The following is an 11,805-nucleotide window of genomic DNA, read 5'->3' as shown; positions in this document are numbered from 1 at the left end:
CCGGAGACCTCCGGTAGCTGGATGTCCATGAGGATCAGGTCGGGCTTGTGGGCGCGGGCCAGCTCCATGGCCTCGATGCCATGGCTGGTTTTCAGCGTGGCATAGCCATGAGCCTCAAGCAGGTCGTTGAAGAGCTTCATGTTGAGCTCGTTATCCTCAACGATGAGCACGGTCTTCTTCATTGTGGCTATCCCAGGGCCCAAAGCACTTCACCGGCCCACCTCTTCAGATGATATATGTAGTCTCCAACCTATTGATGAAATGCAAACCGACAGAATGAACACTCCCTTAAAAAGAATGACCAAGGACGAGGCGGAAAATGTCGCACTCGGCGCCTTCTCGTTCATCACGAGCGATGAGGAGCGTCTTGGGCGGTTCCTCGCCGTATCAGGCCTACAGCCGGATAATATTCGCTCCGCCGTGGCGGCTCCCGGCTTCTTCGCCGCCGTTTTGGATTACGTGGCTTCCGATGAGCCGTTGCTGATTGCGCTTGCGAAAGAACTCAACACCAAGCCCGAGCACATCATGCTGGCGCACTGGACCCTCTCGCCATCCGAGTTTGACTAGGCTCCTTCATGAGCGACGCCCCGTTCTGCCGTGACTGCCTGACACCTGCCGCCTCTCCGCTGGCGGAACGGTGCAGCGCGTGCGGCTCTCCGCGCATTCTGAGGCACAAGGAGCGGGATGTTCTGTCCATCGCCCATGTGGATTGCGATGCCTTCTTCGCGGCGGTGGAAAAGCGGGACGATCCCAATCTCGCGGACAAGCCGGTGATCATCGGCGGCGGAAAGCGCGGGGTGGTTTCCACCGCCTGCTATGTGGCCCGCACCTTCGGGGTGCGCTCCGCCATGCCCATGTTCCAGGCGCTCAAACTCTGCCCGCACGCGGTGGTGATCAAGCCGGATGGCGAGAAATACCGCAAGGCGGGGCATGAAGTCCGAGAGCTGATGCTGGAGCTGACGCCGCTGGTGGAGCCCGTCTCCATCGACGAAGCCTTCCTCGACCTCACCGGCACGGAGCGGCTTCATCACGGCAGCCCTGCCCTCACCCTCGCCCGCTTCGCGCACAAGGTGGAGAAGGAGATCGGGATCAGCATCTCGGTCGGCCTGTCCTACAACAAATTCCTGGCGAAGATCGCCTCCGACTTCCAGAAGCCGCGCGGCTTCTCGATCATCGGGCGCGAGGAGGCGGCCGCCTTCCTGTCCGACAAGCCGGTCGGCATGATCCCCGGCATCGGCGCCTCCGCCCAGTCGCGACTCGCCAAGGTCGGCGTGACGCGGATCGAGCATCTGCGCGACATTCCCCTGAAAACCCTTTTCGAAGCCCTCGGTCGGGATGCCCAGCGCCTGTCGCGCCTTGCCTGGGGCGAGGATTCACGGCGGGTGACGCCGGAGCGGGAGACCAAAAGCGTTTCGGCGGAGACCACCTTCGAGACGGACCTGCGCTCTTTCGATGATCTCGAGCCTATCCTGTGGCGGTTATCCGAGAAGGTGTCGCGCAGGCTGAAGCTTGCGGGTTTGGCAGGCCGCAGCGTGACCCTGAAGCTCAAGGATAAGGAATTCCGCCTGCTGACCCGAACCCGCTCGGGCCTTGCTCCGACCCAGCTCGCCGCCCGCCTGTTCGATCCCGCCCGCCAGCTTCTGAAAGCCGCCTGCGACGGCACCGCCTATCGCCTTATCGGAATCGGCGCGGCGGATCTCTGCGATGGGGTGGAAGCGGACCACGGCGACCTCGCCGATCAATCGGTGGTGCGCCAAGCCCAAATGGAGGCAGCCATCGACAAGATCCGCGACAAGTTCGGCGCGGCCGCCCTTCAGAAGGGCATCACGCTCAGAAAGCCTCAGCGCTGACAGGCCGTATGCGGCTGGATGTTGAGGCTCTTCAGGTCCCCTTTGAGGGCGAAATCCCCGTAATCGATCTTGAGCGCCCGGGTGATGCCGTTCTCGTAGAGCTCGAACGAGATCGTATAGACCGGGGTCCGGTCGGCATTCCCCTCTTCGTAGTAGCTGAGGGTCATGGGCCAGCGGACCACCTTGGCGAGGCCATCCTGCCGCGCCGCATCCTCGAGATCGGCGCCGGCGCCCGGCCCGATCTTGCGCCCGATCAGGCCCAGCGTGTCATAGATCTTCTTGCCGTCGTCCGAGCCGTCATAGACCTTCACCGAGAGAGTGGTTTCACCCTTCTCGGCGGCCTCGATGAGCCGTTTCATATGCTCGGTCGGGAAAATCGGCTGGCCTTTGGCCGCGAAAACCTCGTTGCGGGGCTGTTTGAATTTCACGTCGAGGGAACCGTCCGGACGAAGCTGGGCATCCCCATCGACCCCGTCGCGCACGAGGCCTTGCGTGGTCGATGTCGACTTGAAGCGCATCGAGAGGCCGTTGCCCGCCTCGAATGTCGCCGTCTGGGTATCGAGGGTGCGCGAGCCCGACTCGGTGCTGTCGAGCACGGTGACCTGACGGTATTTCATCGTGTAGCCGTCGCAGGCATCGCCGCCGAAATCCATGGCGATGCGCCCCCTCGCCGCGTCGACTCCCTTGGAGCCTGTCGAGCGAAGAAGCGACAGATCGTAAATCGCCCTGTGGGGCGTCAGAACGATCGGCGTCTTTGGCGCTTCCGCCGACGCGGGAATGAGCGTTGCGATGAAAAGGCCGGTGGCTACGATGGTCGAGCGCATGTGTTCTCCAAGTCCCCCGTCCGGGCGAAGATAGGATCCTCTTGCGGACAGGGCAATGTTCAGTCTTGCGTCCTTAAGTGGCATCAGCCACTAATCCCCACACTGTTACAAAGAAAGGCTCACCATGAGCGCAGTTGACAAGAAGCTTGAATCATTGGGCATCACTCTTCCGACGCCGGCGGCGCCCGTGGCGAATTACGTGCCCTTCGTGCGCACCGGCAACCTTATCGTGATCTCCGGCCAGCTCTGCCTCGGCATCGACGGCAAGCTCGCCGACGCACACAAGGGCAAGGTGGGCGCGGAAGTCTCGTCTGAGGTCGGCCAGCAGGCCGCCCGGCTCTGCGCCATCAATCTTCTCGCTCAGCTGAAGGCCGCTGTCGGCGATCTCGACAATGTAGTCAAATGCGTGCGCCTCGGCGGCTTCATCAATGCCGTCCCGACTTTCGCGGCGCTCGCGCCGGTCATGAACGGCGCCTCGGACCTAATGGTCGAGGCTCTGGGCGATGCGGGCCGCCATGCCCGCTCCACCATTGGCGTCGCGGAATTGCCGCTCGACGCCTGTGTCGAAGTCGAAGGAATGTTTGAAGTCAAATGAGCACCCCGAGCTGGCTCGTCGCGAAGCCCATCGCCCATCGCGGCCTCCATGACAAAGCAAACGGCGTCATCGAGAACACCATCTCGGCCGCGGAAGCCGCCATCGTGCACGGCTTCCCGATCGAGCTCGATATTCAGCTGACCGGCGACAAGGAAGCCATCGTCTTCCACGATTTCGAGCTCGACCGCCTCACCGGCGGCACGGGTTTCGTCGCGGAGCGCAAACTCGCCGACCTCACGGGCATCGATATTGCCGGCGCAAAGGGCGGCGACAAGATTCCGTCGTTCAAGGATTATCTTGCCAAGATCGCGGGCCGCACGCCTCTGGTCATCGAGATCAAGAGCAAGTTCAACGGCGACATGACGCTGACGCAGCGCGCCATCGAGATCCTGAAGGATTACAGCGGCCCCTTCGTCGTGAAGTCCTTCGATCCGGATATCGTGGCCTATCTGCGCCACAACGCGCCGGGCATCACCCGCGGCTTCATCGGCGAGCTTGAATACGCTTCGAAGTCCGACGGGTTTCTTCCGCCCGAGCAGAAGCACCGGATGGCGAACCTGCTGCATTTCGAAGAGACGCAGCCGCAGTTCCTGTCCTGGCGCGTGAAGGACCTGCCCTGCGCCTCGACCTATCTCAGCAAGCTCCTCGGCAACATCCCGGTCATGACCTGGACCGTGCGGAACCCTGAGGATCGCGCCCGCGCCGAGAAACACGCGGACCAGATGGTGTTCGAAGGCTTCATGCCCTGAAGGTTGCAAGGATCTCGCCGAGCCATTAGCTCTTGTGTCTAACGGCGAGATCCTCCCATCAGTGAAGCTCCAGGTCAAAATCGCCCAAGGATTGAAAGCGGTGCCCGCCGCTGCCTGGGATTCTTGTGCGCTCGGTTCGGCTTCAGGCGATGACGAACCCCGCAATCCCTTCGTCACCCACGCTTTTCTCTCCGCGTTGGAGGATTCTGCCTGCGTCGGCGCGAAGACGGGCTGGGCACCGGTGCATGTGCTGGTCGAGGACGAGCAAGGGAACCTTCTTGGCGCCGCGCCCTGCTACGTGAAATCCCACTCGCAGGGCGAGTACGTGTTCGACCATTCCTGGGCCGATGCCTATGAGCGCGCAGGCGGGCGCTACTACCCCAAACTTCAGGTCTCGGTACCCTTCACCCCGGTCACTGGCCCTCGCCTCCTCGTCCCGGATGGGCCGCAGGCTGCGAACATTCGGRCTCACCTGATCGCGGGCCTGCGCGCCCTGCGTGACCAGATCGGCGCATCCTCGATCCATGCCACCTTCCTGCAGGAAGCGGATCTTGCGGCGATGGCGAAGGAAGAGTTCCTGCGCCGGGACGATCAGCAATTCCACTGGATCAACGACGGCTACAAAAATTTCGAGGATTTTCTTGGCGCCCTCGCCTCCCGCAAACGCAAGGCGATCCGCCGCGAGCGCCGGGATGCGTTGGCCAATGGCATCTCCATCGAGTGGATCACCGGCAAGGACATTACCGAGGCGCATTGGGATGCGTTCTTCGCCTTCTATATGGATACCGGCTCGCGCAAATGGGGCCGCCCCTACCTGAACCGGCGCTTCTTTTCCCTGATCGGCGAGCGAATGGCGGAACGCGTGCTGCTCGTGATGGCTAAACGCGACGGGCGCCATATCGCGGGCGCGATCAACTTCATCGGCGACAAGCGTCTCTACGGCCGAAACTGGGGCTGTGTCGAGGACCACCCCTTCCTACATTTCGAGGTCTGCTATTATCAGGCCATCGACTTCGCCATTGCCAAAGGTCTCGACCGTGTCGAAGCCGGTGCGCAGGGCGAGCACAAGCTCGCGCGGGGCTACAGGCCCGTCATCACTTCCTCGGCTCATGATATCGCCGATCCAGGGCTCAAGGGGGCCGTCCAAGCCTATCTGGAGCAGGAACGGCGCTATGTCTCCGAGGCCGCCGAGGAATTGTCGGAAGCCATGCCGTTCCGGCAAGAGCAGGATATCTAGACAATTTATCGAGCGTATCCGTCCGCAGCTCGAAACTTATCCCCAGAGACTGCCCAAAGGTCATGTTTGCTATATAAAATAAGGGAATCCGCCCTACCTAGAGGTCGCAAAGGCCCATCCTGAAGTTTTGAGCGATAAACAATGGCATCCAGCCAAGCTTGCACGTTATCAGAGGCCCCGCGGTGGCCATCCCAACATGCTGGGTCACATCTCTCAGCCATGCTCCTGCAAGCTGCCCATGACGCCTGGCATGCACGCTAGAGCCAATTCTTCGTGTCCCGATCCATTCATGAATGGGGGCGCCATGGGCGCCCTCATGAAGGCATATGACTGGTCGGGCGGCGCTCTCGGCGCTCCCGAGATATGGCCCCAATGCCTCCGCAGAACCCTCAACCTGATCCTTCCCTCCAAGTTCCCCATGTTCATCGCCTGGGGCCCGGAGCTGAGGCTCTTCTACAACGATGCGAGCATTCCGCTACTCGGCCTGAAACATCCCGAAGCGCTCGGCCAGCCACTCAAAGAAACCTGGGCGCATCTCTGGCCCCATATCGGACACCTCGTCGAACAGGTTTTCGCAGGAGAAGCCTGCTTTCGTGAGAACCAGCCCCTGACGCTCGGCCGCTTCGGCTTCGACGAGCAGGCTTATTTCACCTTCTCATTCTCGCCGATCATCGAGGACGACGGCTCGATCCCTGGGCTTCTCGCAGTCGTGAACGAGACCTCCGCGCAGGTCGTGAACGACCAGCGGCTGGCCTTTCTCGTCGAGATGAGCGACCGCCTGCGCGGCCAGACGGACCCTGCCGCGACTGCGGAGGTCGCGGCGAGCATGATGGGTCGGCGTCTCAACGTGGGCCGCGCCGGCTACGGCGAGATCGACGACGCGCAGAATATCATGTCCGTCAAACGCGACTGGACAAACGGCACCATGCCGAGCCTCGCCGGAGAGGCCCGCATCCTAGACGCCTTCGGACCGAGGATCATCGATGAACTGCGCCGAGGGGCGACGCTCATCATGACCGACAGCCTCGCCGATCCCCGTGTCGGTCCCGACTATTCCCCGATCTGGGAGAGCGCTGGCACACGTTCTCTGCTCGTGGTGCCGCTGATCCGCGAGAACCGCCTCAGGGCGGTCTTCTATCTCCACGAGCCCGAGCCACGCCACTGGACCGAGGCGGAGGCCGTGCTGGCCCGCGATGTGGCCGAGCGCACATGGGATGCGGTCGAGCGGGCACGGGCCGAGACGTCGTTGCGAGAGAATGAAAGCCGCCTGCGCCTCGCTCTCGATGCGGGGCGCATGGCGATCTGGGCCCATGACGCGCCGACCGATGAGCTGCATACCAATCCGGAGCTGAACCGACTGCTCGGCTACCCGCCTTATGCCAGACCGACGCGCGCGCTTCTGCGGACCCGGTTTCATCCCGATGACGGGGAGCGGATACGCTCTCTCGGCTCTGAGGCGATCAAGCGGGGCGAGCGTTACTTCGAGGGAGAATTCCGCTATTATCGCGGCGATGGCGTTCTGCGTTGGTTCCTGATGCGGGCGGAGATGGTGCTAGGGCACGACGGTCTTCCCGTCCGAACCATCGGCGTCCTTCTCGATGTCACCGACAGGAAGACCGTGGAAGAATCCTTGATGGCGAGAGAGGCCGAGCTGCGCGCCGCTGTGGACGCCGCCTCCCTGGCCATTTTCGATGTGGATTCCGTCACCGGCGACATCAAGGCATCGCCGCGCATGAACGAGTTGTACGGCTATCCGCCCGAAAAGCCTCTCACGATCCCCGATCTCTACATCCGGTATCACCCGGAGGATTCTGCCGCGACGCGGCTGCAGCACTTGCAGGATCGCCTGGACCCGAGCATCGACAGCTTCGACTGGACGCTGCGTCTGCTTCTGCCCAACAAGACTGTGCGATGGGTCAACGGACGCGGCGAATATATCCGCGATGAATCCGGCGTTCCCTTGCGTGCACGCGGTGTCGTGATGGACATCTCCGAGCGCAAGCGTTGGGAGGATCATCAGCAGCTCTTGATCCACGAACTGAACCACCGCGTGAAGAACACGCTGGCGACGGTGCAATCCATTGCCTCCCAGACGCTGCGCACGGCAAGCACGCCGGAGGAAGCGCGCCCCGTGCTCGAAGCGCGGCTCCTTGCCCTTTCACGCATCCATGACGTGCTCACGCGCGAGAACTGGGAAGGCGCGAGCCTCGCGGAGGTCGTCGGACAAGCGCTTGCGCCCTATCGCGATGAGCGCGAAGACCGGATCGAGACAAAGGGAGCCGAAGTCCGCCTGACGCCACGCATGGCGCTTGCTCTCGCCCTGGCCTTCCAGGAACTGGCGACCAACGCCGTGAAGTATGGCGCCCTCGCCAACACCTCGGGCATCGTTCAGATCGCCTGGTCCGTCGTTGAGGAAAGAGGCGAGCAGCGCCTTAAGCTCGCCTGGCGCGAGCAAGGGGGACCGCCGGTCGCCCCCCCGACCCGCAAAGGCTTCGGCTCCCGGCTGATCGAGCGGAGCCTCGCCCACGACCTCGGCGGCAGGCTCGATGTGACCTTCGCGCCGACGGGCCTCGTTTGTACGGTCGACGCACCATTCACTTGATATTCGACAATGCAAAAGGGGCGCGGACCAGCTCGGTCCGCGCCCCATGAACTTACATGCCTCACACCTCAAAGGCTGTTGGTGATGGCCTTGAAACCGTCCAACAGGGCCTCGGGCGAGGTGCCCACGGCCGCCAGTCCCATGGTCGCCAGCCAGTAGCAGCCGAGGAGGATCACCGGCACGAGGATCCAGGCCAAGATTTCCTCGAACCATACGCGCTTCCGCCGCCGCAGCTCGCGCTTCTCGCGCCAGGACAGCTTCGCCGGAGCTTCGATGAGGCGAGTGGGCTCAAAGTGGCCCTCGTGCAGTTCAGTCGTCATGCTCTAACCAATGGAACCTTTGGAACGGTGCGGATGCCGCCGCCCCCATTACCACCGGATCCTTTCGGCTTCACGGACTTTTTTGCCTTTGAAGACGCCGACTTAGCTTTGGGCTTCCTCTTGGCGTTCGTGACTACCTTTTCGGGCTTGGGCTTGACCGGGCCGTCCACATACTCGAAGTCGAGGCTCTCCAGGCCGAGTTCGTCGGTCTTGACGATGACCTTGACCGCGCCGCCATCCTTCAGGCGCCCGAACAGCACCTCGTCAGCCAGCGGCGTCTTGATGGTGGACTGGATCAGGCGGCCCATCGGGCGGGCACCCATGGCCTCGTCATAGCCGTGCTCGACCAGCCAGTCGCGCGCCTCGTCCGCGAGTTCGATGGACACGTTGCGCTCGGAAAGCTGCAGGTCGAGCTGCATGATGAACTTCTCCACCACCTTCTGCACCACTTCCTTCGGCAGGTGACCGAACGAAATGATGGCATCGAGACGGTTGCGGAATTCCGGCGTGAACAGCTTGTTCACGGCCTCGGTGTCATCGCCTTCCCGCTTTGTGCGGGTGAAGCCATAGGCCGGGCGGGCCATGTCGGCGGCACCCGCATTCGTGGTCATGATGATGATCACGTTGCGGAAATCGACCTGCTTGCCGTTGTGGTCCGTCAGCTTTCCGTGGTCCATGACCTGGAGCAGGATGTTGAACAGATCCGGGTGCGCCTTCTCGATCTCGTCGAGCAGAAGCACGCAATGCGGGTGCTGATCGACGCCGTCGGTCAACAGACCGCCTTGGTCGAAGCCCACATAGCCGGGAGGCGCGCCGATCAGGCGGCTGACCGTGTGCCGCTCCATATACTCCGACATGTCGAAGCGCAGGAGCTCGACGCCGAGCGACACCGCGAGCTGGCGCGCTACCTCCGTTTTGCCGACGCCGGTCGGGCCAGCGAAAAGGTAGGAGCCGATCGGCTTTTCCGCATCACGCAGGCCCGCTCGGGCGAGCTTGATGGCGGAGGACAGAGCCTCGATGGGCTTGTCCTGGCCGTAGACTACGCGCTTCAAGGTGTCCTTGAGGTGGGCGAGCACCTCAGCATCGTCCTTCGACACGGTCTTGGGCGGGATGCGGGCCATCGTGGCGATGGTCGTCTCGATTTCCTTGACACCGATGGTCTTCTTGCGACGGCCTTCGGGCAGGAGCATCTGCGACGCGCCGGTCTCGTCGATCACGTCGATCGCCTTATCCGGCAGCTTGCGGTCGTTGATGTAGCGGGCCGACAGCTCCACCGCCGCCTTGATGGCGTCGTTGGTGTATTTGAGTTTGTGGAACTCCTCGAAATACGGCTTGAGGCCCTTCACGATCTCGATAGCGTCAGGCACCGACGGCTCGTTCACGTCGATCTTCTGGAAGCGGCGCACGAGAGCCCGGTCCTTCTCGAAATACTGGCGGTATTCCTTGTAGGTCGTGGAGCCGATGCAGCGCAGCGTGCCCTGAGCCAGTGCCGGCTTGAGCAGGTTCGAAGCATCCATCGCACCGCCGGACGTGGCACCGGCGCCGATCACCGTATGGATCTCGTCGATGAACATGATCGCGTTCGGATGCTGCTCGATCTCCTTCATCACCTGCTTGAGACGCTCCTCGAAGTCACCGCGATAGCGGGTGCCAGCAAGCAGCGTGCCCATGTCGAGGGCGAAGACGGTGGCGCCTTTGAGAACTTCCGGCACCTCACCCTGGACGATCTTTCGGGCAAGGCCTTCGGCGATGGCGGTCTTGCCGACGCCGGGATCGCCCACGAGCAGCGGGTTGTTCTTCTGACGGCGGCAGAGCACCTGGATCGTGCGCTGGACTTCGGACTCGCGCCCGATCAGCGGGTCGATCCTGCCCTCCTTCGCCTTCTTGTTGAGGTTGACGCAGTAAGAGTCGAGCGCATCGCCCTTTTTCTTGGAGCGCGCGTCGGAATCGTCCTGGGTCGGACGTTCGTTGGAGGCTTCCTCCTCGGCGCCGCGCGGAGAACGGCTCTCGGTGAGACCCGGGCGCTTGGCGATGCCGTGGCTAATGTAGTTCACCGCGTCGTAGCGGGTCATGTCCTGCTCCTGCAGGAAGTAGGCAGCATGGCTTTCCCGCTCGGCGAAGATCGCGACGAGCACGTTGGCGCCCGTCACCTCATCCCGGCCCGAGGACTGGACATGGATCACCGCCCTCTGGATCACACGCTGGAAGCCTGCGGTCGGCTTGGAATCCTGGCGGCCATCGGCCACGAGGTTCGCCAATTCGCTGTCCACATAATCCACGAGGTTGCGGCGGAGAATATCGAGATCGACATTGCACGCCCGCATGACGGCGGCCGCGTCCTGGTCATCGATCAGGGCCAGGAGAAGATGTTCGAGGGTCGCGTATTCGTGACGGCGCTCGCCTGCGAGAGCGAGGGCTCGATGAAGGGCTTGTTCAAGACTGCGAGAAAAGCTCGGCAACGGCTTGTCCTTTATGAGACGGGTCTCGGCTAATTTTTTTCCATCACACATTGCAGAGGGTGCTGGTGCTGCCGGGCGAAATCCATCACCTGCGTCACCTTCGTCTCAGCAATTTCGTACGTAAAAACTCCACATTCCCCGACACCGTTCTGGTGCACAAGAAGCATGATCCGGGTTGCGTCCTCCCGGTTCTTGTTGAAGAACCGCTCCAGCACATGCACCACGAACTCCATCGGGGTGTAATCGTCGTTCAAAAGAAGAACGCGGTAAAGGTTGGGCCGTTTCGTGCGCGGCTTGGCTTTTGTGATGATCGCCGTGTTGGAGCGCCCATCATCATCGCCACCAGGGGGCTGTGACCCGCCGGATGCGGACGTGGGATACCGCTTCGACCGGATCAAAGTGTCCTGAGCTAACCGCAGCATATTAAACGACCGACCTCTTCTTATTGGCCCCTGGCGCGCAGCCCACGGCAATTCCGACCACGGCACCCTGAGTCAAATGTATAGTCGCTCCATTCGCTTCGCTAGATCAACAGATGGGTGGTCGCAGGGCCTGAGAGAAGAGCAGCATCCCGATCTCGGCATGGCTGCGTCGATAAGGCCAAGCTCGAGAGACCCTGAAAACGCGAAACGCCCGGCTGCAACAGCCGGGCGTTTCGTTCAAAACTGAAGATCTTGCGATCGGATCTGACGAAGCGTCAGGCCTTCGCTGCCTTGGACAGGAGGCCCTCGAAGGGCTTGAACGTGTCGGTGGCGAGCGCCGTGTAGAGAGCGCCGAGCTTGGTGGACTGGCCCATCAGGCTGTCATAGGTGTCCTTCACGTAGGCCGACTGAAGCTCGATGGCCTTATCGAGGGTCGTGGCGCCGGCCAGCTTCTCGACGGTCGAAGAATTGAACTCGAACGACTTACGGGCGTAATCCGCCGTTTCGGTCGCGATAGCCTGGGCATTGGTCGAAAAAGCACCCAGAGCCTTGATGGTAGCTTCCAGGTTTTCCTGGCCAAGCTTTTGCAAGTTTGCAAGCGGCTGAAGCATTGTGAACCTCGACAATAAGACGTTTAATGGCGGTATGTGCCAACGATCAATGACATGAGAACATATGTGCAGCGCACAATACTTGTCAACAAAATTTGTGCAGTGCACAATGGTCATTGCATGGGAGCCCTCGTCC

12 protein-coding genes are annotated in these 11,805 nt (G+C 61.9%); 6 read left to right on the top strand and 6 right to left on the bottom strand.

Going from position 1 to position 11,805, the window contains the following annotated elements:
• The coding region (locus ACXJKO_RS10185; RefSeq protein WP_457090976.1) for a response regulator at nt 1-182 on the bottom strand (182 nt) is incomplete at its 3' end.
• Nucleotides 183-297: 115 nt separating this feature from the next.
• On the opposite strand from ACXJKO_RS10185, the gene ACXJKO_RS10180 reads away from it, so the two are divergent.
• Complete coding sequence (locus tag ACXJKO_RS10180) at nt 298-567, top strand: DUF3572 domain-containing protein (RefSeq protein WP_457090975.1); 270 nt, start codon at nt 298-300, stop codon at nt 565-567.
• An 8-nt stretch (nt 568-575) separates the two neighbouring features.
• Entirely contained in the window at nt 576-1,850 is a 1,275-nt protein-coding gene (locus tag ACXJKO_RS10175) for a DNA polymerase IV (RefSeq protein WP_457090974.1), read from the top strand.
• Here ACXJKO_RS10175 and ACXJKO_RS10170 read toward each other — a convergent pair.
• Nucleotides 1,841-2,674 (bottom strand): cell envelope integrity EipB family protein, encoded by an 834-nt coding sequence (locus ACXJKO_RS10170; RefSeq protein WP_457090973.1) that lies wholly within the window; start codon nt 2,672-2,674, stop codon nt 1,841-1,843. The two genes, ACXJKO_RS10175 and ACXJKO_RS10170, sit on opposite strands and share 10 nt — an antisense overlap.
• A 124-nt stretch (nt 2,675-2,798) precedes the next feature.
• Here ACXJKO_RS10170 and ACXJKO_RS10165 point away from each other — a divergent pair, with 124 nt between their 5' ends.
• The 4 genes from ACXJKO_RS10165 to ACXJKO_RS10150 all read left to right on the top strand — a co-directional run bounded on the left by ACXJKO_RS10165 (nt 2,799) and on the right by ACXJKO_RS10150 (nt 7,857).
• Entirely contained in the window at nt 2,799-3,269 is a 471-nt protein-coding gene (locus tag ACXJKO_RS10165) for a RidA family protein (protein WP_457090972.1), read from the top strand.
• A complete protein-coding gene (locus ACXJKO_RS10160; protein WP_457090971.1) occupies nt 3,266-4,018 on the top strand; it encodes a glycerophosphodiester phosphodiesterase family protein in 753 nt (250 codons plus the stop codon). Before ACXJKO_RS10165 ends, ACXJKO_RS10160 begins: the two co-directional genes overlap by 4 nt.
• A gap of 61 nt (nt 4,019-4,079) precedes the next feature.
• Nucleotides 4,080-5,255 carry a GNAT family N-acetyltransferase gene (locus ACXJKO_RS10155; RefSeq protein ID WP_457090970.1) on the top strand — a complete coding sequence of 392 codons (1,176 nt, stop codon included), beginning with the start codon at nt 4,080-4,082 and terminating at the stop codon, nt 5,253-5,255.
• Nucleotides 5,256-5,544: 289 nt separating this feature from the next.
• Nucleotides 5,545-7,857, top strand: coding sequence for an HWE histidine kinase domain-containing protein (locus ACXJKO_RS10150; RefSeq protein ID WP_457090969.1), 2,313 nt, complete (start codon nt 5,545-5,547; stop codon nt 7,855-7,857).
• Between the two features lie 68 nt (nt 7,858-7,925).
• On the opposite strand, the gene ACXJKO_RS10145 is transcribed toward ACXJKO_RS10150, so the two are convergent.
• The 4 genes from ACXJKO_RS10145 to ACXJKO_RS10130 form a co-directional block, all read right to left on the bottom strand.
• A complete protein-coding gene (locus ACXJKO_RS10145; RefSeq protein WP_457090968.1) occupies nt 7,926-8,177 on the bottom strand; it encodes a hypothetical protein in 252 nt (83 codons plus the stop codon).
• Nucleotides 8,174-10,636 carry an ATP-dependent Clp protease ATP-binding subunit ClpA gene (gene clpA / locus ACXJKO_RS10140; protein ID WP_457090967.1) on the bottom strand — a complete coding sequence of 821 codons (2,463 nt, stop codon included), beginning with the start codon at nt 10,634-10,636 and terminating at the stop codon, nt 8,174-8,176. The genes ACXJKO_RS10145 and clpA overlap by 4 nt, the downstream gene beginning before the upstream one ends.
• A 29-nt stretch (nt 10,637-10,665) precedes the next feature.
• A complete protein-coding gene (gene clpS, locus ACXJKO_RS10135; protein WP_457090966.1) occupies nt 10,666-11,058 on the bottom strand; it encodes an ATP-dependent Clp protease adapter ClpS in 393 nt (130 codons plus the stop codon).
• Between the two features lie 275 nt (nt 11,059-11,333).
• On the bottom strand, nt 11,334-11,669 hold the full coding sequence (locus tag ACXJKO_RS10130; RefSeq protein WP_457090965.1) for a phasin family protein: 336 nt from the start codon (nt 11,667-11,669) through the stop codon (nt 11,334-11,336).
• Between the last annotated feature and the right edge of the window lie 136 nt (nt 11,670-11,805).

The organism is Microvirga sp. P5_D2, from assembly GCF_054049475.1.
This window is presented reverse-complemented; position numbering and strand designations above follow the sequence as displayed.